Raw genomic sequence first — 22,940 nt, 5'->3', positions numbered from 1 at the left:
CATAATCATTCAACCCAGTAAACTTAATATTTAATTTCTCAATAAATCCTGAAACGCATGAGTACTGGATACCTTGGTCCTAAAATGTCATATTCTTTCTTAGCTACCTCGAAAATGGGATATAACGATGGGGTCCCATTTAAAACCATATTTGATCTATTTGATGCCGTAGAAAAAGGAGGAATAGATAGGGCCGTTGTACCGGTTGAGAATTCGCTGGAAGGCCAGGTCGGCCAAACACTCGATCTTCTATTCTCTAAAGATGTATCAATTATTGAAGAATATTACCTTAGAGTAGTGCATTGTATTGCAGCGACCGACAATGCGGATGTCAAAATTGTACATTCTCACCCCCAGGCTCTCATGCAGTGTTCAAATTATATAGAAAAACACGGATACGCTGTGATAGAAGAAACTAGTACAACTGCAGGAATAGAGAAGCTGTTTAATGAGCAAAACAAAGGCCACGCCGTAATATGCAGTGAAGAAGCGGCCTCAGCGTGTAAGTTAACTATATTGGATAGGGATATTGGAAATGAACATGATAATTTCACCAGGTTCTTTGTAATAACAAAGAAAGGGCTGGCAAAACCTCAAGGCGATAAAATATCCATTGCTTTTACCTTATTGAACAAACCAGGATCGCTCGCATCGATCGTAGACGTGCTGGCAAAATATGGCATTGACATGACTAAAATTGAATCTAGGCCGATAAAATTCAACCCTTTTTCGTACATATTCTATATAGATTTTATCGATAACGGTTTTTCCAAACAAGCTATGGACGAAATTTCTCAAAAAACAGTGTCACTAAAAATATTGGGAAAGTATAGAAAAGCTATCGGGCCGGTTATGAAGCAATGATATCAGTTAAATATATTTCCATATTGGGTCTTCCCACAAATCGTATTCTTCCTTTACCCTCTTAATTTCAATGTCTTTGCATCTGCCATCCTTAAGCAATTCCTCATAATACGATATTACATCTTCGTAACTCCACTTCGATACACTATCGAATTGCTCCATGAATTTTTTCCTCATCTCCATATGAAACTTTGTGAGCTCTTTAGATTCGAATAGTATGCGAAAGAAATGCTGGCCATCGAGTTCAACTAAAAATATGCGGTAATTTACCTTCATTGTATCCGAGAAATAATTTGCTGTGATCGCAGCCAAGGCCTTTGCAAGCTTTGCGTCGTCTCCATTGACAGGCTGAAAGGCTATCTCTAAACCTCGTTCCATATGTTGTCATGTATCCATCCATTAACTAATTTTGTGTCAAAGGGGAAAGTTTTAAAATATAATTTTGCATATAATTTTATGGAAAGGAAATGCAGCAATTGTGGTTCGGAAATGGAATCAGTTGGCGATATGAAGTTTAGGGTAGGCGGATTCACTGGAATAGGCGGCATGTTTCTGGGAGGTTGGAACGATATGATGGAAAGTACTCAAACATTCAGCCTATACAGATGCCCACAGTGTGGAAAAGTCGATTTTTACGAACCGAGGAGTGATGAAGGATCGGAGCAAAATGAAAAGAAGCATCACATCCTCTAATGCAGGTTAGAGAGTGATTTAGTATATGTTTAAAGTGGATCGTTATTTTGATCTGACCGCACCGATTTATCCCTATATGCCCGTATGGCCATCAAATCCACCTGTGGAGTTGAAGCCAATCGTAACTGTACCAAAGGACGGCTACCTTGCGGAGATTATCGAGGCTTCAACGCATACAGGCACTCACATAGACGCGCCGGCCCACATGATCGAAGGTGGGACAACGGTGGACGATCTCGATCTAGCTTCCCTGATTGGAACAGGGTATTGCCTGAAAGTCCTCCCTGATGGCCATACTATTCGATCAACCCATTTGGCTGAGAAGTGGCAGGGCATCTACAACAATTCGATCTTATTGATCGAGACTGGATGGTACAAAAAGAGAGGTTATACACGTGAATTCCAGTATGATTTTCCTGGTCTATCCGAAGACGCAGCAGATTTCTTAATACAAAAACATGTGAAGGCCGTCGGAATAGACACCCTGGGTATAGAACCTTACGAAAATACGGATTTTAGAGTACACAAGAAACTGCTAAGGTCAGGAATACCTATAATCGAGGATCTTTACGGGCTTGATTCGCTGGAAGAAGGCCGGCCGTACTTAATAATAGCTTTGCCGCTCCGCTTAAAGGGTACAAGCGGCTCTATGGCCAGAGTAGTTGCTGCGGAGACCGAATAAGGCAGATACGTTAAAATATAATATTAAAATTGAGTGTAGATGTCTTACAGGGACCGTATTTTATTCATATTGTTGTTCTATATAGTATTAATAGTCCTTGTTGACTTTCTGTTCCCGATTTTTTTACCGGCCTATGCTGGTGCATTCAGCTATTTTCCCTTGATATTTTTCTTTCCCTTCTTTATGTTCGGCAGGCGTTATAGAGGTAGGCAGGCACCTGCACCTGCTGAAGATGAGAGTAGTGACGAAAAAAAGGATGATTACGATTACGCCTACCAATACGAAAACTACGATGAATTCGGCATACGCAAAAGGCGAAGGGACTCTATAATTTTCTATGCGCTTGGTGCAGCAATACTTATTGCAGCGATCGCAGTCGTGCTGCTGAAGTTCTCCTTTTAAGCATTTACATCGGGAAAATTAAAGCCTCGATATTACATATTGCAATGTGATAAATCAAGACATCGCTAGAATATTTACAGAGATCGCGTATCTACTAGAAGCCGCCGGCGAACAGAAAAGCCAGTTCGAGGCCAACGCTTATCTTAAGGCATCACGAGCTATATCGTCTATGCAAGAAGACCTAGAAACAATATATGAAAAAGGCGGAAAAGATGCACTTTTATCGATACCAGGGATAGGAAAGGGCATCGCCGATAAGATAGTTGAATACATAAATAGCGGAAGCATACAAAAGTACGAGGATCTAAAGAAAAAGTATCCTATAGATTTTATTTCGCTAATGAAGATAGAGGGGCTAGGCCCAAAAAAGTTAGCAGTACTTTATCAGGCGCTCGGTATAACAAATGTGGAAGAGTTAAGAAATGCAATCTTAAACCACAAAGTGCGGGGCATTCCAGGATTTGGTGAAAAAAGTGAAAATCAACTCCTCAAGAACATTGAAATGGCTGAAAGGGTATCGGAGAGAATACCCATATGGAAGGCTTATCCCGAAGCATTACGCATAAAAAATTATCTTGAATCGACAGGCTATGCTCTCATTGTAGAGATCGCTGGTTCTACAAGGAGAATGAAGGAGACGATTGGAGACATTGACATACTGGCTGCTTCAGAGTATCCAAACGCGCTCATGGATAAGTTCGTAGAGATGGACGGCGTCTCCTCCATTATTGCGAAAGGTGATAAGAAATCGACCGTATCTCTAAAAATAGGTACTACGTGCGATTTAAGGATAGTATCTAAGGAGAGCTTCGGTGCTGCAATGCAGTACTTTACGGGCAGCAAAGACCACAACATAAAGCTCAGGCGCCTCGCTATTGGAAAGGGGATGAAACTCAACGAGTACGGCCTCTTTTCCGGAGACAAAAACATCGTTTCTGGAATGCCTGAGGAAAAGGTATATGAAACCCTGGATTTAGCCTACATACCTCCTGAGCTAAGGGAGGACAGAGGCGAGATAGAGGCAGCGGCCCAGAAAAGGCTGCCGGAAATCGTGCAGTACGGTGAAGTAAAGGGTGATATGTTCAGCAAAATGGACGTTTCGAATATAAAAAATATTACGGGAATAAGCTACGTGTTCGTAGACTCCGGGGACGGGCCATTAACAGATCTTTACATGTATACTTTCGATGGGGGAAGAGCAGTGAAAACAGGAGCCAGTATTAAGGCTTTGGACTGCAGCAAGCTTAACGCTGTCTCGGAATTAAAATCAGCAAGTGGCGTAATTATGCTTTACAACATAGACTCTCTCGGGCTGCCAGAATCTGCTGCTGTTCAAAATCTTATTGAGAAGTTAAGCAAATCTGGGATAATCGTGTTAATAAATTCCAGTGACGTGAGGCCGACAAGTGATTTCCTATACTCACTTCGGAAATATGATTTCAAAGTTGCCATAGGATCGTTTTCCGACGAGCCTTCATTGGAAGGTTCTATGCGCTTTGGCATAGGCATAACGCGGAGGGCATGGATAGAAAAAAATAGAATAATAAATACGTTAGATGCGAACGCATTAATGTCATACTTAAAAAATTCACAGTGATGGGAGAGATCGAAATTTCTTGCTTCGGTAGTGAAAATTAAGCAGATAACTTTATTCCATATCTTACATAGAGTTTACTTATTCTTTATAAAATTTTAAATATTATAAGTGCATTGATAAACCATGGAACCTTTTTATTTTAAATCATACGATAAACTAATCGGTGTTGCATGCGATGAAGAAAGCCTCCTGCAGGAAATGAAATGCCTTTCGAAGTTTGATAGCGCCGCAGTTTACTATCACCTTGTTGAAGGCCATATATCCATGTGGCTTGAATATATAGGCAGAAGGGATCTTGCTGACGGTCTAAAGTATATATCTGATGTGCAAGAAGCGGTTTCGTATCTGGAGAAAAACCTTAGAAAAGGCAGTGTTATGCCTCGTAAAAGAGGCAGGCCCAAAGGATCTAGTAAGAAGAAGGATATGCAGGAGAAGAAGCCGGATTAGCTATCAGCACCCCCTATTCTTCCACTGCCTTTCGACTATCATTGCGTCCAATAATTCGGACATATACCTTTCTAGAAAAGACATGCCGCTTACAATTTTAGACTTTCCGCGTTCTCTGCTTCTGAAGACGTAACCTACATCGCATACATTGCAGTTCTGGTTTTCCGCGAGCAGCAGAAGCAGTATCTTAGCCCCCATATCTGTCAGTTTAAATCTGTTTTTGTAGCTAAAGTCATGGTTCATTGAAGTTTGGAAGCCGAAGAAGCCAGACATTGGATCGGTAGTGGACCTTGCCGAACGCAGGAAAAGGTAAGATAGATATTGTGCACCAATGGATAATAAAGCTCGATAACTGTTCCTATCGCCGGCAGATCCTCCATTTACGTATCTACTCCCAACAACTATGTCGCAGCCGTGATTCAGCCGCTCTATTATGGATAGTATTGCCTCGGGCGGGTGCTGTAGATCAGCATCCATGACAATACAGTACTTGCCCTTTGCCGAATTTATCCCCATTTTGAGCGACCCCAGCATACCTACTCTATAGGGATTTTCTATTACATGCAGATTCTTGTCCTTTAACGATCGTTCAGCAAGGTATTCTTTAGTTCCGTCTGAACTGTTGTCGTCCACGATTATTATCTCGAAGTTGTAGTAAATGAGTTCTTTCTCAACCTTGTCAAGGAAAGTTGCTATGTTTCCAATCTCATTGAGTGTAGCTGCCACGAGGCTGATTTCTGTACTCAAACAGATTACCATGGTGAGAATTTTCAGGATATACTTTAAATTTTTCAGTTGCAGATAAAATAATTAAGCATCAAACTATGCAGTTAGCGGTTAGGTGTGATGGATGGAAAGGTATGACGGTGCTGATCTAGATCCAGGCCATTCTATATTGGTTATCATGAACGCAACTGAGGAAAATTTCAAACACATCTTTAGTAAGCTAGAGTTCATCACTTCAATGAAGGTGATAGAGGATGCAATGAAACTTTACAATATACCCGCTGTATTCATCGAGAGGAACTTCCGCAGCTCAAGGCTTTCGGATTATATCGCAAGAAAGTACAGCCAGAAGATGGTTAGCTTAATGTCACCGTCTAGTTATGATGAAGAATATATAAGGCAGTTCGGAGAACTTGCTATTCCGCCAGGCTTGAGTATAGGGAGTGAAGACATATTTTCTGACAATACCGTTAGGAATATGATCGAAGGGTCGGGGAAAACTACCGTAGTACTTGCAGGATTTTATACAGAATCTGACATTTATATATCTGCCATCGAGTCGCTGCTTCATGATTACTACACCTTCGTTATATCTGACGCAACTTCAACTATATCGGAAAGGACATACTTTGAAGCGCTCGATCTGCTCTCGCAGCATGTAGAAGTCATAGATTCAAGGGACCTCATCAGGTATTGGAGCGTGGGCTGATGCATTCTAAGATCATTCTCATAGGCGGCGTGCCAGGTGTCGGAAAGACGAGCATATCGGGATTCCTGGCAAGAGAACTCGGCATAGACATCATGCTGTCCGGAGACTACTTAAGGGAGTTCCTTAGGCCGTTGTTTGGAGACAACCCTTTGATTCAGAAGAGTGTATACGATGCATGGCAGGCCTATGGGCAGAAGACCGACGAGAATATAGTAAAGGGATATATCGATCAGGCAAAGATAATGATGGCCGGCATCGATCGTATACTCATTAGGGCCATAGAAAACGGTGAAAATCTAATACTGGAAACACTGTATTTTCTCCCAGAGATGCTATCGGAAAAGGCAAGAAATAACGTACATATGTTTTATTTATACATAGGTGATGAGAAACTCCATAGAGATCGATTAGTGGATAGAATAAATTATACGCATAAGAACTCACCCGGTACAAGGCTGGCAGAACACCTCTACGAGTATAGGAATATTATGGAGTATAGTATGATGAGATCATCGGAATACAATGTAAAGATTATCGATACTTCCAACTATGAAGAGGCCAGGCGAACAATTTTAGAAATGATCGTTAAGGGTGAAAGCAGATACGCCTAACTTCATATTGCTCGATACAAATGCAATAATTTACGCTATAGAAAAGAAGATTAGGCTCGAGGATGCTGTTATCGAGATACCTGGAGTCTCGCGGCCTGCCGTTCCTTACTGCGTAATCCGTGAGCTCTACGGACTCGCTAAAAAAAACGTAACGGCACGAATTGCCTATCAATACGCAAAGAAGCTTGAGATAATTGAAACCGATAAATACGGAGATGATGGCGTAATAGAAGCCGCAATGAAGACTGGTGCGATGGTTCTTACCAACGATGAGCGCCTTTCACGGAGATTGAGAGAAACCGGAATAAAGGTTGCAATGATATCAGGCAGAAAAATATTGTTTTAGAGTTCTACAGGCTCCTCTACCTTAGGTACGATTACATACGTGCCTACGGCTGCTGCCAGGTTCTTGAATCTTAACGGATCTGCTTTTATAACGTCAAAGGTGTTGTAGTGCATAGGTATTGCTATGGGCGATTTCAGCATCTTGAGGGCTTCTACTGCTCCATCCACGTCCATAGTATAGTGGCCACCTATGGGGAGGAGCGAGATCTCTGGCCTATCTACAGATCCAATTAACTCCATATCCTTAAAGTATCCAGTGTCGCCGGCGTGGTATATTTTGCGTCCTATGTCGATCACGTAACCAACTGGGTTGCCTGCATATCTGCCATCGTAGCTTGAGGAATGTGTCGCTATTGTAGCTTTAATGCTTACGCCTTCGAACTCAACCGTTCCGCCAGGGTTTATGTCAATCGTATTGATCCCTGATTCCTTGAATATTTCTGAAAGTTCGAATACGCTAAGCACCGGGGCTCCAGTCCTTTTGGATATTGAGACTGCATCGGCTGCGTGGTCGTAATGCCCATGCGTAACCAAGATTATGTCTGGGTTTAGATCCTCTGCCTTTACCTTAGCCATGGGGTTTCCTGTCAGAAACGGATCTATCAACACATTCTTTTTTCCTTCTATAGAGAAACAAGCATGCCCATGCCAAATAATTTTTACATCCATAGCTGATTATGACTTCAAAATTTAAAATCCTTTTCCGCATTAACGCCTTCTAAGTATAAATCACATTTCTGTTGAATGCGGATCAGTAGTTCCTTATTATAAGCTCTGTTGCGCCATTTCTTCTTGATGCGTTCGAATTTATGTTCCTCCTCGCTGGCACCCCTATTATTTCAAAGGCTTTGTAAAGATCTCTCACGTTTTCCGTGTCAGAATTTGTTTCCATTACGAATACACCTCTGTTGGATAGTTCGATAAATACGTCCTTAAGCCTGACCTGATCTTTGTGCGTGAATCCAGATTCCGTGTATGAAGTGAAGTTAGAAGTCTTGCTCAACGGAACGTAAGGCGGATCGAAATAGACGAAATCGCCGGATTCCGCTCCTGCTACTGCCTTTTCGAAGTCTTCATTCAAGATAGTACAAGATGACAGCATATTCGACAATGAAAGTATATCCTGATCCGACGGGAATGACGTATTTCTGTGCCTGCCAAACGGAACATTGAAAAGCCCGAGTGAATTTAGCCGATATAAGCCGTTGTATCCGTGTTTGTTAAGATAGATGAGAAGTGCTGATCTCAACTTATAATCCGACGTTTCGTTGAACAAGTCCCTTGCACGGTAATAGTCTTCTCTTTTATTTTGAAAATTTAGGCTTCTCATCACACTTATCAATTCTATGGGCCTTTCCTTTATTTCTTTGTATAGCATGTAGAGATCCCTGTTGACATCCGATACGACTGCCTTTGATATCCTTCCCTTAGAGTACAGGTGGATTAGTACAGCTGCGCCTCCAAGGAAAGGTTCGTAGTACGTTTTGAACCTCTCAGGAACGTAGCGCATTATATATGGAATAAGCTGCCTCTTTCCGCCCGCCCACTTCAAGACTGGCTTGCAGCAGGCTTTACTGTACTCCATTTTAATTGGCCATCGCAGAATATTATTTTATTGTTCTCTTCAGCACGCAAAGTTATTTTCTTCAGCTAGGTATTGAAAAAAGTCAAATTGTCAAACGATTGAAGTAATGTTTTATATCATGATAATAAATGAACTGCCGTATGAAACAATCAACCATAGGAAGGAACATAGTAGACGAGATTTCATTTGGCGCCATAGTAAAGATAAGGGATCAACTGCTCGAGATGCAGAGGCAAGGCAAAAAGGTATACAGGCTTGAATCCGGAGACCCGTCATTTTCGCTCCCACCGCATGTTAAGGAGGCCATAAAGCAGGCCATAGAGAATAATAAAACTCACTATACGGATTCTACAGGAATCCCAGAACTTAGAAAGGCTATTGCAGAGAAGCTGGTGAGAAAGAACAAGATCAAAGATGCGACGCCGGAGAACGTAATAGTTTCAAACGGCGGGATGAATGCACTCTACGTTACATTCCGTTCACTCCTTAGCCCCGGCGATGAAGTAATAATACCAGATCCAATGTGGACTGAGATCGCCGAGATAATAAAATTAGCTGAAGGCGTACCTATAAGATTGCCGGTTGAAAATTATATAGAGGAAATGCAAAAATATGAGGATGACGATAAAGTGAAAGCTGTATTCGTAAATAGCCCGCATAACCCTACTGGCCTTGTCTTCACACCCAAGCAGATAGATGGGATCATCTCATTTGCTGAATCAAAGGGCATTTTCATAGTCAGCGATGAAGCTTACGAGGATGTCATATTCGATGGTCGCGAACACGTGAGCCCAGGTTCAAAGTACGACAACACAATTTCGTTATTCTCAATGTCAAAAACGTACGCTATGAGCGGCCTGCGCATAGGCTACGCCCATACCAACAGTGAAATACTTTATGACAGGATGAAAAAACTGCTGAGATGCACTATAAACGGTGTGAATTCAGCAACACAGTACGGTGCTGTAGCTGCTCTCACAGGCCCGCAGGAATTTGTAGGGCAAATGAGGAGCGAATACCAGAAGAGGCGCGATATTATATTCAATGCCGTTTCAAAATCCAGGTACCTCGAACCCGTAAAGCCTGGCGGGACTTTTTATCTTTGGGCAAAGATAAAGGAATATCCGAAAGAAGTAAAGGATTCCTGGGATATGACGTACTATCTTCTCGACAAGACAGGTGTCGGATCATCTCCAGGACCAGTGTTCGGGCCTGCAGGAGACGGATATATAAGGTTCGCATTCAGTGCTGACACAGAACATGTAAGGGAAGCGTCAGAATTAATTGAAAAATTTGAATAAAATATATAAAAATTTTAGACTATTATCTTGTCTTTGAAGGTTTCGAACGGATCTAGTATAGGCTTGCCATCCTCCGTTGATACATCCTGGACGGCCGGCGGTATCTGTTCATAGTTGTCGACGTACTGCTTAAGACGCTCTGTGAAAGGCGGAACCTTCTTGTTAACGTAGAATACGCCGATAGGTATCTTATCTCCCCACTCAAAGCTCTTCTCTATGGCCTTATTGTACTTCTCTTCAGCCTTCGGATCGTTTTCCGTTATAACTGGATCCCATGACTTGTCATCGTCTAGTTTGTAGACACGCTTCTTGTACCAGTCCATGGTGTTTATGTTGTTGTATGTCGGGCATGGCTGCAGTATGTCTATAAATGAAGATCCTGGAAACATTATCGCCTGCTTTATGATATTCTTTAAATGTGCAATCTCAAAGCTGAAACCTCTAGCCACGAATGAATAGCCTGATGAAATAGCAAGCATTATCGGGTTGATTGCATCGTATATGTTCGGCCTTGCAAGACTCTTTGTTTGTACGCCAAGCTTTAGAGTAGGCGCAGCCTGCCCCTTAGTTAGCCCATATACGGCGTTATCATACATGAGAACGGTTATACCGCTATTCCTCCTGCCTTCCGCTACCAAGTGGCCGGCACCTATGCTCATTAGGTCCCCATCACCGCCGGTGACGATGACCTTCAAGTGCGGATTCGTAAGCTTGACTCCTACAGCCACAGGTATCGCTCTGCCATGCAGCGTGTGAGCACCAGCAGCGTTAACGTAGTGAGGAGTCTTACCTGAGCACCCTATACCAGAGATAATAGCAACATCATGCGATCCGAGGTTAAGCTCGGACAACGCTGAAGTGAGAGCAGTCAGTATACCAAAATCTCCACAACCTGGACACCAATCCACAGTTATGTCGTTTCTAAAGTTATGAACCATCTTCAAGCACCACCATTAAACTTTTCTTATTCAATATATTCTTCGCGGAGTTCAGTATCTCGTCCTCCGTCATATGCCTACCATTGTACTTTAGGATCTTATTCTCTATTTCTATGCCAGTATACAGCTTGATCATCTGTGCGGCCTGTGCTGTAAAGTTACTCTCTACATCTATCACTAAGTGCGCCTTTGAAAGTATGGATTTCACGAACTCAGTTGGGAACGGAGAGAACATCTTAAGGTAGAGCAGGTTGGCAGTTATGTCATCTTGTTTCAGATCCTCGATCACATCTAATATCGGGCCCTTCTGGCTTCCCCATGTCACAAATGTTATGTCAGCATCTTCTGGACCGATAAGCTGGGCTTTCTCATCCACCGGTATTTCTTTGTCAGCTGTTTCCAGTTTCTTGAATCTCTTCTCCATCATCCTGTCCCTAATGTCTGAATCTTCGGTAACATGGCCAAGCTCATCATGCTCATCACCGGTCATCCAGAATATGTTGCGACCCATAACAGCGTATGGAGAAACGCCATTCTGGGTGTTGAGATCGTAACGCTTTACATCGTCTCCTTCCTTTGCTAATTCCACCTTCTCAATCTTTACCTTGTCAAGATCGATCTTTGATATTAGGTCAAGCGTGTTGGCAAGATTCTTATCGATAAGGTGTATTACGGGCATTTGGTACTTTGCTGCATAGTTTAAAGCCTTAACGGCATCATATATGCATTCGTCCACGGTTCCGGACGAAAATACAATCCTTGGATACTCGCCGTGGCCGGCGTTCAATGCAAAGAGAAGATCAGACTGACCGTTCCTAGTCGGTAGGCCGGTGCTAGGACCGCCTCGCTCGTAGAAAGTTACGACAAGGGGAACTTCATCCATGCCTGCGAACGATAAGCCTTCAGCCATTAATGAGAATCCAGGGCCGCTTGTGGCAGTCGCTGATCTGGCGCCAGTTAGTGCACCACCTATGGCCATATTTATGGCGGAAAGCTCATCTTCAGTTTGTACTATAACTACACCGCCTTTCTTTAGGCTTTCAGCTTCGTTTTTAAGCCATTTTATGTTCTGGTGCTCCTCTAAAGTTGTACTCTCATCGCTTGCTGGCGTTATCGGATAGTACGTCTGGAACCTTAATCCGCCGAGAAGCTTGCCTAGAGCAGAGGCATCGTTCCCAGTTAAGAGAAGTTTTCTGGGCGTAGGCTTTGCTGGCAGCGTCTTTCCAGCTACTCCGCTATCCGTGGCGAATTTATAGGATTGTTCAACAACCTTAACATTCTCTTCAACTACCTGCTGCTTTCCTCTAAATATATAAGATATGCTATCCTTGGCGAATTTCTCATCGATGCCAATGATTGCCAGCGCTATAGCGGCACCTATTGTGTTGAAGTACCTGCTCGGTGTGCCATTTGGAACAGCCTGGGTGGCTATATCTGCAAATGGCACAGGCAGCAACTTGGCGCCGCGCTTTTGCATATACTTCAGGGCGCCTCTAATAGTTGTTTCAAAACCATTTTCTTGAAGGATGCTTCTGATTTTAGCGGATGTATCCCTCATGATCATCCTTGCAGCCTGAAGATCGTAATCTTCAGTGGTTTTATCGTATATAACGATTGAGGCTTCCGAGACATCATCTAAGTGCTCAAATATTGTGTCAGGGTCGAGTGCTACAAAAATATTGACCGGGTACTTTAACGACCTCGGCTGGTCTTCCTTGACACGCATGTGTGTGTAACTGTGCCTTCCCTTAATGTTGGAGTGGTATTCCCTCACACTGAGAACACCATAACCAGAAGTTGCAACTGCTTTGCCTACAAGGTTTGCGGCTGTATCAATACCGCCACCTTGCGGCCCGCCGATAAGTATATTGAAGTCCATTTTCTATCAACTATGGTTATTACCTTCGTATTAAAATATGTTTTTGATCGAAAATGTAGACAGAATATCGAAATCAATCAACGAAAACAGGTAAAGTTTATAGGCAATCCGTCAATGCTTCTGATCATATATTGTCAGTTATTTTTAGCAAATATATCTAATTTCTAAACTCAAATATACAATGGTACGCATTAAGATTATATCTCGCCTAATTCTAAACCATGTCATGCAGAGTACGAAGGAACATAGAGCGTTCCTGATAGGGAGATTCCAGCCTTTCCATCTCGGCCACCTCGAGATAGTAAAGAGGATACTCCGTGAAAATGATTCCATTATAATTGGAATTGGGTCAGCCCAATATTCGCACACTACTGTAAATCCTTTTACTGCAGGTGAAAGGCATCTTATGATATCCCGCACACTTGAGCGGGAACACGTTTACAATTATTATCTTGTGCCAATAGAAGATGTAAACGCAAACTCCTTATGGGTATCGCATGTAGAGGCCCTAGCCCCTAAATTCGATGTAGTATATACGAACAACCCGCTTGTCCGGCGTCTCTTCACAGAGAAGCACTACGAAGTTAGATCATTGCCCATGGTCAATAGAAGCGAGTGGACAGGCACAAAGATAAGAGAAAAGATGATAAAGGGAGAGAATTGGGAACAAAATGTGCCGGAGCCAGTTGTAGAAGTAATACGCGAGATAGATGGCATATCCAGGATAAGGCAGCTCTCTACGACCGATGAAGATGTTCCATAGATATTAACGCGTTTATTTTTTATATATATTTTACATCGAAAAAATTTTTAAGACCATTATCTTAAAAGTATATGTGAAACAGAACGCATTGCTTAAGACTCTAGATAATATAGATGTCAGAAGGTACCACTATTTTATTACGATACTTTCTGACATGGGCTACTTCCTAGACGGATACGATCTGCTAGTTATCGGGCCCGCTCTGCTATTTATCGGCCCTCTATTCAACATACACGCTTTGACAAAAACGAGAGACAAGCCTCGCCCCTTCTAGGGGCGGGATAAGTTTTTTAAACTCTGGAATACTCTAAGCGTTGTGGAGCTAAAATCGACGAGACACGTAAAATATCTGTGCAACTACCACTACCTATGGATCCCAAAATATCGAAGAGCTATACTAACTAACGAGGTAGCTGAATACACTAAAGAGGTTTTAAAATCAATAGCAAAGGAGCTGGGATGTGAGATTATAGCCTTAGAAGTCATGCCAGACCACATACACCTCTTCGTAAACTGCCCACCAAGATATTCGCCATCATATCTAACAAACTACTTCAAGGGGAAGTCTGCTAGACTAATACTGAAGAAATCCCCAGAGCTAAGGAGGTACAAAAAGCTCTGGTCTAGAAGTTATTTTGTATCGACAGCTGGCAATGTGTCCAGTGAGACCATAAAGAAGTACATTGAGGAACAGTGGGTGAAGGAAGGTGAAGAGGGCTAACGCGGTTAAACTAATCGTAGGTAAGGAGACGCACGAGAAGCTCAAAGAACTCGCTATCGTTGCTGCAAAATGCTGGAACGAAGTGAACTGGTTAAGAATGCAACAGTTTAAGGAAGGGGAGAGGGTCGATTTCTCTAAAACAGAAAAGGAGGTGTATGAGAAGTACAAGCAAATATTAAAGGTTAACACACAACAGGTTGCTAGGAAGAACGCTGAGAGCTGGAGGAGCTTCTTCTCATTAATCGAAGAGAAGAAGGGTAAATTGCCCAAATGGTTTAAACCTAGACCCCCAGGGTACTGGAAGGATAAAAGTGGAAAATACAAGATGTTAATAATCATTAGAAACGACCGCTACGAAATTGATGAGGAAAAGAGGATCATCTATTTGAAGGACTTCAAACTCTCTCTGAGTTTTAATGGAAAGTTGAAGTGGCGCGGGAAACAAGGTAGGCTGGAAATAATTTATAATGAGGCTAGGAGGAGTTGGTATGCATATATACCAGTGGAAGTCCAGAATGACGTGAAAGCTGAAGACAAACTAAAGGCTTCCATAGACCTAGGGATAATTAACTTAGCAACTGTCTACGTTGAGGACGGGTCTTGGTATATTTTCAAAGGTGGTAGTGTTCTCTCTCAGTACGAGTATTATAGCAAAAGAATAAGTGTCGCACAGAAAACCCTGGCTAGGCATAAGCAGGGAAGGAGTAGGGAGATGAAATTATTACATGAAAAAAGGAAGAGGTTTCTGAAGCACGCCCTTAACAGTATGGTAAGGAAGATAATGGAGGAGTTTAAGAATAAAGGCGTAGGTGAGATCGCCATAGGCTATCCTAAAGAGATAAGCAAGGATCATGGAAACAAACTCACGGTTAACTTCTGGAACTACGGTTACATCATTAGACGTTTTGAGGGGGTTGGTGAGGAGTTAGGTGTTAAAGTGGTTAAGGTAGACGAGGCGTGGACTTCTAAGACCTGCTCCCTATGTGGGGAAGCCCATGATGATGGGCGTATTAAGCGTGGTCTCTATAGGTGTCTCCGCATAGGGAAGGTAATAAACGCAGACCTGAATGGTGCAATAAATATCCTACATATCCCCGAGTCCCTAGGAGCTGGGAGCAGAGGGCAACTCACAGTGAGGGATAGGGGTAATGGGCTGAAGACCCAGCCCGCGGTCTACCGCTGGACGAATGGAGCGGGGTGGGTGTCCTCACCCACTAGCTATGAAGTGATGAAAATGAAGGCGGTAAACTGCAAACCAATGAATCGCCACAAGGGAACCTTCACCCTTTAGGGCGGGAAGGAGGTCAGTTTGATCTTATCAGGCTTGCAGGTCTAAATGCCAGGCCCAGTCAGATGAAGTATAGCGATATATCGGAGGTGAAACTGATTAGTGGAGGCCCCATACCTAGCCTTTCGGAAGTATTAGAAAGATATTCTTCCATGAACTATTTTATCGAGATCAAAGTAGAACACTTCGATAACAAAGCAGCAAGACTAGTAGATTTGGTTGCAAATAATATCTATGCATCAAGGTTGATCGACAGGTCGATTGTTATATCTTTTAGCGGAGAAGCCATAGATTACCTTACAGAGCATTATCCAGACATTAGATCCGGTCTAGACTTTGATGATCCTGGCTTGCTTGAGGACGCCCAAAGTAAATATGGTGTACTGCTTCCACACTACTTCCTCATCAGCCAGGATTTCTGCAGGAATCTACGAAAGCCGGTTATTCCTTGGACTGTCGACGATGTCGAATTAGCGAATAAGCTGAAGAAGCTTGGATGCAAAGGTATAATAACGAATGTGGGGGACAGAATGCTTAGTGCTATAAAATGATGCGCTTTGAGGCACGAGAAAAGTTTAACACTGCACGGGTGATTTAAAAATATGGAAAAAATAGCTGTGGTTGGCGCCGGCATAACAGGATTATTTACTGCATACTACCTCTCCGCAAGCGGTTTCGATGTGGAGGTGTTCGATAAAGGAGACATCGCCTCGGGGACGTCTGGCAAGTTCCACGGTATGCTTCATAGTGGTGCCAGGTATGCAGTTACGGACAAGGTATCCGCATCGGAATGTATTTCGGAGAATAATACCATAAGCAGCTTCGCCAGATGGTTCATCAACGACACAGGTGGATACTTCGTATCTTCTAATCGTGAAGAGTCAGACTATGGAGATACGTTAACTAAGGCATGCAATGATGCTGGCATCCCGAACTATGATATCGATGTAGATGAATTCAAGAAAATAGAACCAAATGTAAAGAATGTGGATCGAGTTATACATGTTCCAGACAAGGTCATTAGGGCCTACGAATTTTCAGCTGCAGTGGCAGCAGAAGCCTTCATGAACGGAACGAAGTTCAGGCTCTATTCGCCAGTAGCCTCAGTAAGCGAGAAGGGAGGCAAATATGTACTAGGTATTGAGAGAAACGGATCTTTGCATTACGAACATTTTGATTTGATCGTTAACGCAACAGGCCCATTTTCAGGCGAATTTCTTAAGCTTGCTGGTTATGGCGGGTCTCCAGTTATGCCGTCAGCCGGCATAATGGTAGTGTTCAGTAAACCTATAGTGAGATCAATAATAAATAGGATGAGGGAGCCTTCAGATGCTGACATAATGGTTCCTTACGATGGCCTCTCGATACTCGGGACATCAGCCGTTATCGTTGATGATCCGGAAAACTTTTCCATAGATAGCGAGGATGTTGAAGCAATGATAGAGGACATGTCCTCTTTAATCCCTTTAATCCGGAATGTGAACTATTCCAGAACTTATTATTCGGTGAGGCCGCTCCTTGAAGACGAAGGCGACGATGCTAGGAAAGCATCCAGGAGTTTCCGCATAATAAAAAATGGCGAAGGCGTATTCACTGTGGTTGGCGGGAAATTTACAACAGGGAGGCTGATAGGAGAGCATGTTGCGAAGGAGATATCTAAAGAAACAGGCGCTACCATAAGGATAGAGAATCCTGACCTGAATTCTACTTATGAAAGGTTTATAGAGAAGTACGGCAGAGACGATAAGTACATAGCTAAGGCAATGAGCCGCATTGGCACCATCGATGAAGAGAATGCAATGAGGAGCGTAGCTTATGCTATTTCCACAATAATAGAGGGGAGCTGAATGGATTATTCCGGTTCATTTTACGTAGATCGAGATCCCGCGGAGGTTAAGCAGTTTATATCAAATTTTGAGAATGTAGTCGCGTGTCTGCCAGGCATTGACAGCTATACGAACAATGGAAACGAGTTTGAGTGCAGGATTAGGCTAGATATTTCTTCATTATCCAATTCGTATTTGAAGCATATCTCAGGAAAGATGAAGTTTCTATTTGTGCCAGAGAGGGACAATGGTATTTCGGTAAATGGAAGCGGAAGGATAGCAGGCTCTTCTGTATCGATGAACGTCAAAGTTTTCGTTGAAGGCAGCAACGAACATGCTAAAGTAACATGGAGCGCAGCTATCGATTACGGGCTTATACTAAAGGCTATGGGGAGCGAAAAAATAAAAGAAGTAACGGACGAAAATATAAAGAGAAGTATAGAGTGCTTAAGAGGAAAGATATCTATGCACTAACAACGGACTTGGGCATGTATGAACAGCTTGGATCTGTTCCGAATGGATCCGAGCTATAGGCAAATGCCCTTGCCCGTGAACCGCCGCAAACCGATCTGTATTCGCAGAAGCCGCACTTTCCAACAAGGTTGTCAGGATCCCTTATCTTTCTCAGAAGTTCGCTTTTCCTATAGATATCTACGATGCTTTGATTCTTAACGTTCCCAACTTTGTATGGTAAAAATCCGCTAGGGTATACGTCTCCGTTGTGGCCAACAAATATTATGCCGTAGCCATCTCGTGTAGGAATAACGGACTTTGCAATAGCAGACGGCTTTTTTCCTATTATTTTTTCCGTCTCCGATACGAGCTTTTGGTAAAGAGGCCCGCCTTCAATTCTTCCCGTTGATCCGCTCTGCAATGTGATGCGCCTGAATATGGGCGATTCTACAGTCCGAATCCTAATACCGTAACCCGTTGCGTAGAGCAGATACTTGTTTACATCCTCGTATTCCTCAGGGCTTAGATCTTCCCTGTCGATGCCGCGGCCTGTTTTTATCAAAAAGAATACCTCCCACACTTTAACCGACTTATCAAGGATAAGCTTGAGTACCTTCGGAAGATCATTAACTGTTGATCTCATAACGACAGTGTTTATCTGCATAGGTATGCCTTCTTTGATTAATTTTTCTACTACCCTGACAGTGTCGTCGAAGACCCCGGGCACGCCTCGGACCTTCTCGTGAACATCCTTCATGCCGTCGAGGCTTATTGAAACTGAAGATACGCCAAATTCCAGAAATGACTTAATCCGTTCATCAGTAAGCATTTCAGTGACCGCAGGGCTGACAGAAAACGGTATCTCGGCATCCTTTAGGTACTTCATTATATCGTTTATTCGCCGCTTCCTGAGCATATCACCGCCAGTCAATATGACTATTGGATAAGGCTTGCCAAACTCCTTTATGTGTGAAAGGAAGTCTATGGACTCATCGTAATTCATTTCATCTGGAAGAGCTTCGAGAATTGCAGAAGCCCGGCAGTGTTCACATTTCAAACCGCATGCCTTCGTTGTTTCCCAAAAGATGAGGAGTGGCTTCTCATTGAAATTATAACCCATCATGCACTGTGTATCTCGACCTGATTAATAGCATTACCCAATAGCATATATACGGCGTTAATCAATTTTAAAGTTCTGGAATTCGCTAAGCAACTTAACACTAAAAGTATTTGAACAAGCATAACAGTTGGATGTTAATGAAACGTCAAAAATACATTCTAAAGTTAAAGGATCGTTAGCATCCTGAATTTCACAAAAGCACTAACGTTTTTATAAATAGTATGAATAAGATAGGGATAAAGGTGATTGTTTGCACTTTGGCAAGCACAACGTAGATTTCATGCTGCCCTCATTAAGAAAGGAGTGGGAAGATCCAGAAAAGATAGTGTCGCAGATACCAATCCAGCCAAATTTCGACATTGTAGATCTTGGCTGCGGACCTGGTTTTTTTACGCTTCCACTCTCCGAGACAACGGATGGGAAGGTTTACGCCATAGACGCATCGCAGGAGATGATAGACGCCCTAAAACAGAGAATAGACGGGAGATCGAACATAGTAACGATAAAGGCACCAGCGGAGAAAATTCCTCTCCCTGATTTATCCGCCGATTTGGTATTCATAGCAAACGCCTATCATGACTTTGATGATAGAGATGAAGTGCTTTCGGAAATATACAGAATATTAAGAGCTGGTAGATTCTTGGTAGATATAGATTGGAAAAAGGAAGAGACCACGCGTGGCCCGCCGATTGATATACGCATAGATAAAAAGGAAGCTATGCTAGAGATAGCATCGCATAACTTTGACATCGAATCCGAGATAGAAGCGGGCCCTCATCATTACGGGTTAATATTTAAGAAAATTTGAAAAATAATATAAATTAACGATAAAGTTTTTCCCACTCAAGCAGCATATTCCACCTCTCTTCAATATACCGCCTGAGCTGTTCTATTTCTTCGTCATTAAGGTGCCTGAACCTGTCCTGTGCCTTTATGTAATCGGTAACATCGACCTGTTTGAAGCTCTTATTTAGGTAAAATTTTCCTTCTACGAATTCGTAGAGAGGGAACATTCTCGATTGCACAGCCAGCCTTGATATCTCTATAGTCTTTTCAGGCGGATAGTACCACCCTGTCGGGCATGGGGCGAGTATCTGGATGAACTTCGGGCCATTGATCTCCCTAGCTCTTTCTATCTTCTTTATTATGTCCTCCGGATACGCGACTGTAGCTGTGGCCACGTATGGAACGTTCTGTGCAATCATCATATCAGCTACTACCTTTTTGTTTTCCCTTTTGAAGTCCCTTTCCTTACCTACTGGCGTAGTTGTTGTCTTGGCACCGTAAGGCGTACTCCCTGACCTCTGTACTCCGGTGTTCATGTAACCTTCGTTGTCGTACATTATGTAGAATACGTTATGCCCCCGTTCCATGGCCCCGCTCAGCCCTTGGAGGCCTATGTCTGCTGTACCTCCGTCCCCAGCGAAGCCAACTACATTATAGTCCTCCTTGCCCTGGATGTCTAAGGCTTCCCGGAGTCCAGATATGCTTGCTCCCGTAGCTGCAAATGGGGTATATACCATAGGTACGTCGAGTGTACGGTAGGGCATCGCGCCAGGTATAACTGCCCAACACGAAGCGGGAACGGACACGACAGTTTTTGTTCCCAGGGCCTTAAGCACGTATCGCATGGCAAGGGTTGCACCGCATCCATGACAAGCTGTATGGCCAGGCTCCATAAGCTCCTGCTTTGGTATCGATATTGGCATTATCTCACCTCCTTAACGTTTATCCAATATGTGCCGGAATTGCCTGACTTCAACATTTCGTAAATATTTTCTATGTCTTGAATCCTTACGTCTCTGCCACCAATTCCAGCTATGAAGCTGCTTAATGGCACATTTAGCTTTCCGTATAGGCCCTGGACTATCTCGACGTAAGTAGGGCCGCCACTGCTGAATGAAACTGAACGGTCGATCACGCCTGCAGCTTTTACATACTTGAGAGATGACAAGATCTCTTCATAGGGGAACGGCCTGAAGTATCGTATCCTTATGAGACCGACTTTTTCCCCTTTTTTCCTTAGAATATCGACGACGTACCTTGCCGTAGATGCTATAGTTCCAGTTGCGATGATAGCGTAATCAGCGTCCTCCATCCTATACTTTTCAATCAACCCGCCATATTCCGTACCAAACATTTCGTTGAACTTCCTTGTTTCATCCTCTATTATGCGTTTTGCCTTTTGCATTGAATCTACCATATCCTTTTTGAGCTCCATAAAGCTGCCATCTGGCGTATCATAAGAACCGTAGCCCATTGGGTGCTCCTCGTTTATCTTAAATGGCAGATCGAGGTCCGGGAGATATTCGTTTACAGACTCCTGATCCCTAATCGTTACCGGCTCTGATGTATGCGAGAGAATGAAAGCATCTTCCATACTCATGAGCGGAAGCAGTACATCTTTGTTCTCTGCGATCTTGTATCCCATTATTATGGTATCTAAGGCTTCCTGGTTTGATTCGCAGTACACCTGCATCCATCCTGTATCCTTTTGGTTCATGGTATCACTTTGATCCGCCCATATGTTCCAAGGCGGGCCAATTGCCCTGTTGACTACGCTCATAACTATTGGAAGCCTTTGGCCGGATGCCCAGTGCAGCATTTCGTGCATGTATAGAAGCCCGTGAGAGCTAGTGGCAGTATAGGATCTTACGCCGGCGAGTTCGGAGGAAACTACAGTTGCAAGTGCGCTGTGTTCACTTTCAACCTTCACATACTTAGCATCGAGCTCGTCATTAGCAATCATAGAGGCAAGCTTTTCGACTATGGTCGTCTGCGGGGTTATCGGATATGCAGAGATCAGTTTGACTCTTGCAAGCTTTGCACCGTAAGCAACGGCGTCGTTTCCTGTCATTATTGTTCGATAATCCTGCATAGACTTCATTGTATCACCTCAAACTCCATGTCTATGCATTTTTCCGGGCATTCATTAGCGCATATTCCGCATCCCTTGCAGAATTTGTAGTCTATGGCTGGAAACTCCATCTTTGCTACCCTTTCATTTGGGGCCTTCTCATCTCCAGTCTTTATCTCTATAGCGTTGTCTGGACAATACTTCCAGCAAATCATGCACCTAATGCACTTATCGTATTGTATAGTCGGTTTCTGGATCCTCCAACTATCCGTTGGGTGATTCCTTGTAGAAACCTCGGCAACAGGTACCATCACCGTCTTTACCACCCCACCTTTACGCTTTCATACGCTTCCTTTACTGCATCAAGGTTCTCCTTGACCTTCCCTGGCACGTTGGTTTCCGTTGATTTCAATACACTCTCCAGTGATACAAGACCAGTTGCCTTGGCGAATGCACCGATCATAGATGTGTTTATGACTGGATTGGCCCTGCTCCCAAGGCCGTGCTTTACTGCTATTCCAACAGCGTCAACGGTTGCAACCTTGGCATTTAGGTTGAAACTCTCAGGCGGCAAAGGTGAATTTATTACAGCTATACCTCCACTTTTGAGGCCATCGGTAACATTGGATGTTCGCAGTACGTATGTATCCAGAACAACTATTATGTCTGGATCATATATCTGCGACTTGACATATATCTCATTTTCGTCTATCCTGGTAAAGGCAGTAACAGGAGCGCCTCTCCTCTCAGTACCAAAGAATGGGAACGATACGGCGTATTTACCTTCCAGAAAGGCTGCCGCAGCAAGAATTCTGCTCGCTGTAACCGCCCCCTGACCACCTCTTCCATGGAACCTTATTTCATACATAGCTATCAATTCTGAATTTCCTCTGCTAATATTTAATTATTCCTGATAATAACTATACCTTTTCCCGGTTATTTAATTATATCCATTCAGAAAAAATCAACAGATCTATGAGTAATTACCAATAACGTAAAAATAGGTTATATTTGAATAGTTTTATTTTGATCTATATCAATGTTTATTTATTATAATTGAAGCAATAGTTCATTTTAAATATTAGACTGCTATAAAGAATACCACTTATAGCTTAGTAATAACTAAATTTAAG

At 43.0% G+C, this 22,940-nt stretch carries 29 protein-coding genes; 18 read left to right on the top strand and 11 right to left on the bottom strand.

The genetic code is table 11. The features are described 5' to 3' along the window. The first annotated feature begins 57 nt into the window (after positions 1-57). A complete protein-coding gene (gene pheA, locus TVG_RS04635; protein ID WP_010917119.1) occupies positions 58-864 on the top strand; it encodes a prephenate dehydratase in 807 nt (268 codons plus the stop codon). A 6-nt stretch (positions 865-870) separates the two neighbouring features. Here the strand turns inward: pheA and TVG_RS04630 are convergent, their stop codons facing one another. Next, a complete protein-coding gene (locus TVG_RS04630) occupies positions 871-1,242 on the bottom strand; it encodes a DUF2004 domain-containing protein (RefSeq protein WP_010917118.1) in 372 nt (123 codons plus the stop codon). A 78-nt stretch (positions 1,243-1,320) separates the two neighbouring features. Here TVG_RS04630 and TVG_RS04625 point away from each other — a divergent pair, with 78 nt between their 5' ends. The 5 genes from TVG_RS04625 to TVG_RS04605 all read left to right on the top strand — a co-directional run bounded on the left by TVG_RS04625 (position 1,321) and on the right by TVG_RS04605 (position 4,685). Beyond that, positions 1,321-1,557 (top strand): hypothetical protein, encoded by a 237-nt coding sequence (locus tag TVG_RS04625; protein WP_010917117.1) that lies wholly within the window; start codon positions 1,321-1,323, stop codon positions 1,555-1,557. Positions 1,558-1,582: 25 nt separating this feature from the next. Further along, a complete protein-coding gene (locus TVG_RS04620) occupies positions 1,583-2,239 on the top strand; it encodes a cyclase family protein (protein WP_010917116.1) in 657 nt (218 codons plus the stop codon). 39 nt (positions 2,240-2,278) lie between these two features. Beyond that, positions 2,279-2,641 carry a hypothetical protein gene (locus tag TVG_RS04615; RefSeq protein WP_010917115.1) on the top strand — a complete coding sequence of 121 codons (363 nt, stop codon included), beginning with the start codon at positions 2,279-2,281 and terminating at the stop codon, positions 2,639-2,641. A gap of 46 nt (positions 2,642-2,687) precedes the next feature. Next, positions 2,688-4,238 (top strand): helix-hairpin-helix domain-containing protein, encoded by a 1,551-nt coding sequence (locus tag TVG_RS04610; protein WP_010917114.1) that lies wholly within the window; start codon positions 2,688-2,690, stop codon positions 4,236-4,238. A 123-nt stretch (positions 4,239-4,361) separates the two neighbouring features. After that, positions 4,362-4,685 carry a hypothetical protein gene (locus TVG_RS04605; RefSeq protein WP_010917113.1) on the top strand — a complete coding sequence of 108 codons (324 nt, stop codon included), beginning with the start codon at positions 4,362-4,364 and terminating at the stop codon, positions 4,683-4,685. A gap of 3 nt (positions 4,686-4,688) precedes the next feature. On the opposite strand, the gene TVG_RS04600 is transcribed toward TVG_RS04605, so the two are convergent. Further along, complete coding sequence (locus TVG_RS04600; RefSeq protein WP_241760251.1) at positions 4,689-5,444, bottom strand: glycosyltransferase; 756 nt, start codon at positions 5,442-5,444, stop codon at positions 4,689-4,691. 91 nt (positions 5,445-5,535) lie between these two features. Between TVG_RS04600 and TVG_RS04595 the strand changes: the two genes are divergently transcribed. The 3 genes from TVG_RS04595 to TVG_RS04585 are packed head-to-tail and all read left to right on the top strand — an operon-like array spanning position 5,536 to position 7,077. Further along, positions 5,536-6,120, top strand: coding sequence for an isochorismatase family protein (locus tag TVG_RS04595; protein ID WP_010917111.1), 585 nt, complete (start codon positions 5,536-5,538; stop codon positions 6,118-6,120). After that, on the top strand, positions 6,120-6,731 hold the full coding sequence (locus TVG_RS04590; protein WP_010917110.1) for a mevalonate-3-phosphate 5-kinase: 612 nt from the start codon (positions 6,120-6,122) through the stop codon (positions 6,729-6,731). The genes TVG_RS04595 and TVG_RS04590 overlap by 1 nt, the downstream gene beginning before the upstream one ends. After that, positions 6,712-7,077 (top strand): PIN domain-containing protein, encoded by a 366-nt coding sequence (locus TVG_RS04585; protein ID WP_010917109.1) that lies wholly within the window; start codon positions 6,712-6,714, stop codon positions 7,075-7,077. Before TVG_RS04590 ends, TVG_RS04585 begins: the two co-directional genes overlap by 20 nt. Here the strand turns inward: TVG_RS04585 and TVG_RS04580 are convergent. Together TVG_RS04580 and TVG_RS04575 are read right to left on the bottom strand one after the other, a co-directional pair. Continuing rightward, complete coding sequence (locus TVG_RS04580; RefSeq protein WP_010917108.1) at positions 7,074-7,745, bottom strand: metal-dependent hydrolase; 672 nt, start codon at positions 7,743-7,745, stop codon at positions 7,074-7,076. The genes TVG_RS04585 and TVG_RS04580 overlap by 4 nt on opposite strands. An 82-nt stretch (positions 7,746-7,827) precedes the next feature. Then, positions 7,828-8,661 carry a DNA adenine methylase gene (locus TVG_RS04575; protein WP_010917107.1) on the bottom strand — a complete coding sequence of 278 codons (834 nt, stop codon included), beginning with the start codon at positions 8,659-8,661 and terminating at the stop codon, positions 7,828-7,830. Positions 8,662-8,801: 140 nt separating this feature from the next. Here TVG_RS04575 and TVG_RS04570 point away from each other — a divergent pair, with 140 nt between their 5' ends. Then, on the top strand, positions 8,802-9,962 hold the full coding sequence (locus TVG_RS04570) for a pyridoxal phosphate-dependent aminotransferase (RefSeq protein ID WP_010917106.1): 1,161 nt from the start codon (positions 8,802-8,804) through the stop codon (positions 9,960-9,962). Positions 9,963-9,976: 14 nt separating this feature from the next. On the opposite strand, the gene TVG_RS04565 is transcribed toward TVG_RS04570, so the two are convergent. Further along, on the bottom strand, positions 9,977-10,900 hold the full coding sequence (locus TVG_RS04565; RefSeq protein ID WP_010917105.1) for a 2-oxoacid:ferredoxin oxidoreductase subunit beta: 924 nt from the start codon (positions 10,898-10,900) through the stop codon (positions 9,977-9,979). Beyond that, complete coding sequence (locus TVG_RS04560; RefSeq protein WP_010917104.1) at positions 10,890-12,779, bottom strand: 2-oxoacid:ferredoxin oxidoreductase subunit alpha; 1,890 nt, start codon at positions 12,777-12,779, stop codon at positions 10,890-10,892. The genes TVG_RS04565 and TVG_RS04560 overlap by 11 nt, the downstream gene beginning before the upstream one ends. A gap of 226 nt (positions 12,780-13,005) precedes the next feature. Here TVG_RS04560 and TVG_RS04555 point away from each other — a divergent pair, with 226 nt between their 5' ends. From TVG_RS04555 to TVG_RS04525, 7 genes are all read left to right on the top strand, one after another. After that, on the top strand, positions 13,006-13,542 hold the full coding sequence (locus tag TVG_RS04555) for a nicotinamide-nucleotide adenylyltransferase (protein ID WP_010917103.1): 537 nt from the start codon (positions 13,006-13,008) through the stop codon (positions 13,540-13,542). Between the two features lie 73 nt (positions 13,543-13,615). Beyond that, the gene (locus tag TVG_RS04550; protein WP_010917102.1) at positions 13,616-13,816 is read left to right on the top strand and encodes a hypothetical protein; all 201 of its coding nucleotides are present in this window, start codon (positions 13,616-13,618) and stop codon (positions 13,814-13,816) included. Positions 13,817-13,858: 42 nt separating this feature from the next. Next, the gene (gene tnpA / locus TVG_RS04545) at positions 13,859-14,263 is read left to right on the top strand and encodes an IS200/IS605-like element ISTvo5 family transposase (protein WP_010917101.1); all 405 of its coding nucleotides are present in this window, start codon (positions 13,859-13,861) and stop codon (positions 14,261-14,263) included. After that, positions 14,250-15,554, top strand: a complete 1,305-nt coding sequence (locus TVG_RS04540; RefSeq protein ID WP_010917100.1) for an RNA-guided endonuclease InsQ/TnpB family protein — start codon at positions 14,250-14,252, stop codon at positions 15,552-15,554. The genes tnpA and TVG_RS04540 overlap by 14 nt, the downstream gene beginning before the upstream one ends. A gap of 62 nt (positions 15,555-15,616) precedes the next feature. Beyond that, positions 15,617-16,102, top strand: a complete 486-nt coding sequence (locus TVG_RS04535) for a glycerophosphodiester phosphodiesterase (protein WP_048053994.1) — start codon at positions 15,617-15,619, stop codon at positions 16,100-16,102. Positions 16,103-16,153: 51 nt separating this feature from the next. After that, positions 16,154-17,398 (top strand): FAD-dependent oxidoreductase, encoded by a 1,245-nt coding sequence (locus TVG_RS04530; protein WP_010917098.1) that lies wholly within the window; start codon positions 16,154-16,156, stop codon positions 17,396-17,398. Further along, entirely contained in the window at positions 17,399-17,851 is a 453-nt protein-coding gene (locus TVG_RS04525; RefSeq protein ID WP_010917097.1) for an SRPBCC family protein, read from the top strand. Here TVG_RS04525 and TVG_RS04520 read toward each other — a convergent pair. After that, complete coding sequence (locus TVG_RS04520) at positions 17,841-18,953, bottom strand: TIGR04053 family radical SAM/SPASM domain-containing protein (protein ID WP_241760250.1); 1,113 nt, start codon at positions 18,951-18,953, stop codon at positions 17,841-17,843. The genes TVG_RS04525 and TVG_RS04520 overlap by 11 nt on opposite strands. Positions 18,954-19,200: 247 nt before the next feature. Here TVG_RS04520 and TVG_RS04515 point away from each other — a divergent pair, with 247 nt between their 5' ends. Continuing rightward, positions 19,201-19,758 (top strand): class I SAM-dependent methyltransferase, encoded by a 558-nt coding sequence (locus TVG_RS04515; protein ID WP_010917095.1) that lies wholly within the window; start codon positions 19,201-19,203, stop codon positions 19,756-19,758. A 13-nt stretch (positions 19,759-19,771) separates the two neighbouring features. On the opposite strand, the gene TVG_RS04510 is transcribed toward TVG_RS04515, so the two are convergent. Genes TVG_RS04510 through TVG_RS04495 form a run of 4 tightly spaced genes read right to left on the bottom strand, consistent with a single transcriptional unit; the run spans position 19,772 to position 22,675 of the window. Further along, positions 19,772-20,659 (bottom strand): 3-methyl-2-oxobutanoate dehydrogenase subunit beta, encoded by an 888-nt coding sequence (locus TVG_RS04510; protein WP_010917094.1) that lies wholly within the window; start codon positions 20,657-20,659, stop codon positions 19,772-19,774. Then, complete coding sequence (gene porA, locus TVG_RS04505) at positions 20,659-21,837, bottom strand: 2-ketoisovalerate ferredoxin oxidoreductase subunit alpha (RefSeq protein ID WP_010917093.1); 1,179 nt, start codon at positions 21,835-21,837, stop codon at positions 20,659-20,661. The genes TVG_RS04510 and porA overlap by 1 nt, the downstream gene beginning before the upstream one ends. Continuing rightward, the gene (locus TVG_RS04500) at positions 21,834-22,133 is read right to left on the bottom strand and encodes a 4Fe-4S binding protein (RefSeq protein WP_048053993.1); all 300 of its coding nucleotides are present in this window, start codon (positions 22,131-22,133) and stop codon (positions 21,834-21,836) included. The genes porA and TVG_RS04500 overlap by 4 nt, the downstream gene beginning before the upstream one ends. Continuing rightward, positions 22,127-22,675, bottom strand: a complete 549-nt coding sequence (locus TVG_RS04495; protein ID WP_010917091.1) for a 2-oxoacid:acceptor oxidoreductase family protein — start codon at positions 22,673-22,675, stop codon at positions 22,127-22,129. The genes TVG_RS04500 and TVG_RS04495 overlap by 7 nt, the downstream gene beginning before the upstream one ends. Between the last annotated feature and the right edge of the window lie 265 nt (positions 22,676-22,940).

The organism is Thermoplasma volcanium GSS1 (assembly GCF_000011185.1).
Taxonomy (GTDB): domain Archaea; phylum Thermoplasmatota; class Thermoplasmata; order Thermoplasmatales; family Thermoplasmataceae; genus Thermoplasma; species Thermoplasma volcanium.
Note: the sequence above shows the minus strand (reverse complement) of the source record. Positions and strands in the feature narration are given on the sequence as shown.

Excerpts from the sequence above, each read along its gene's own strand:
- pheA (WP_010917119.1), top strand. The coding sequence starts at position 58 with ATGAGTACTGGATACCTTGGTCCTAAAATGTCATATTCTTTCTTAGCT.
- TVG_RS04630 (WP_010917118.1), bottom strand. The coding sequence starts at position 1,242 with ATGGAACGAGGTTTAGAGATAGCCTTTCAGCCTGTCAATGGAGACGAC.
- TVG_RS04625 (WP_010917117.1), top strand. The coding sequence starts at position 1,321 with ATGGAAAGGAAATGCAGCAATTGTGGTTCGGAAATGGAATCAGTTGGC.
- TVG_RS04620 (WP_010917116.1), top strand. The coding sequence starts at position 1,583 with ATGTTTAAAGTGGATCGTTATTTTGATCTGACCGCACCGATTTATCCC.
- TVG_RS04615 (WP_010917115.1), top strand. The coding sequence starts at position 2,279 with ATGTCTTACAGGGACCGTATTTTATTCATATTGTTGTTCTATATAGTA.
- TVG_RS04605 (WP_010917113.1), top strand. The coding sequence starts at position 4,362 with ATGGAACCTTTTTATTTTAAATCATACGATAAACTAATCGGTGTTGCA.
- TVG_RS04600 (WP_241760251.1), bottom strand. The coding sequence starts at position 5,444 with ATGGTAATCTGTTTGAGTACAGAAATCAGCCTCGTGGCAGCTACACTC.
- TVG_RS04595 (WP_010917111.1), top strand. The coding sequence starts at position 5,536 with ATGGAAAGGTATGACGGTGCTGATCTAGATCCAGGCCATTCTATATTG.
- TVG_RS04590 (WP_010917110.1), top strand. The coding sequence starts at position 6,120 with ATGCATTCTAAGATCATTCTCATAGGCGGCGTGCCAGGTGTCGGAAAG.
- TVG_RS04580 (WP_010917108.1), bottom strand. The coding sequence starts at position 7,745 with ATGGATGTAAAAATTATTTGGCATGGGCATGCTTGTTTCTCTATAGAA.
- TVG_RS04575 (WP_010917107.1), bottom strand. The coding sequence starts at position 8,661 with ATGGAGTACAGTAAAGCCTGCTGCAAGCCAGTCTTGAAGTGGGCGGGC.
- TVG_RS04570 (WP_010917106.1), top strand. The coding sequence starts at position 8,802 with ATGAAACAATCAACCATAGGAAGGAACATAGTAGACGAGATTTCATTT.
- TVG_RS04565 (WP_010917105.1), bottom strand. The coding sequence starts at position 10,900 with ATGGTTCATAACTTTAGAAACGACATAACTGTGGATTGGTGTCCAGGT.
- TVG_RS04560 (WP_010917104.1), bottom strand. The coding sequence starts at position 12,779 with ATGGACTTCAATATACTTATCGGCGGGCCGCAAGGTGGCGGTATTGAT.
- TVG_RS04555 (WP_010917103.1), top strand. The coding sequence starts at position 13,006 with ATGCAGAGTACGAAGGAACATAGAGCGTTCCTGATAGGGAGATTCCAG.
- TVG_RS04535 (WP_048053994.1), top strand. The coding sequence starts at position 15,617 with ATGAAGTATAGCGATATATCGGAGGTGAAACTGATTAGTGGAGGCCCC.
- TVG_RS04530 (WP_010917098.1), top strand. The coding sequence starts at position 16,154 with ATGGAAAAAATAGCTGTGGTTGGCGCCGGCATAACAGGATTATTTACT.
- TVG_RS04525 (WP_010917097.1), top strand. The coding sequence starts at position 17,399 with ATGGATTATTCCGGTTCATTTTACGTAGATCGAGATCCCGCGGAGGTT.
- TVG_RS04520 (WP_241760250.1), bottom strand. The coding sequence starts at position 18,953 with ATGATGGGTTATAATTTCAATGAGAAGCCACTCCTCATCTTTTGGGAA.
- TVG_RS04510 (WP_010917094.1), bottom strand. The coding sequence starts at position 20,659 with ATGCCAATATCGATACCAAAGCAGGAGCTTATGGAGCCTGGCCATACA.
- porA (WP_010917093.1), bottom strand. The coding sequence starts at position 21,837 with ATGAAGTCTATGCAGGATTATCGAACAATAATGACAGGAAACGACGCC.
- TVG_RS04495 (WP_010917091.1), bottom strand. The coding sequence starts at position 22,675 with ATGTATGAAATAAGGTTCCATGGAAGAGGTGGTCAGGGGGCGGTTACA.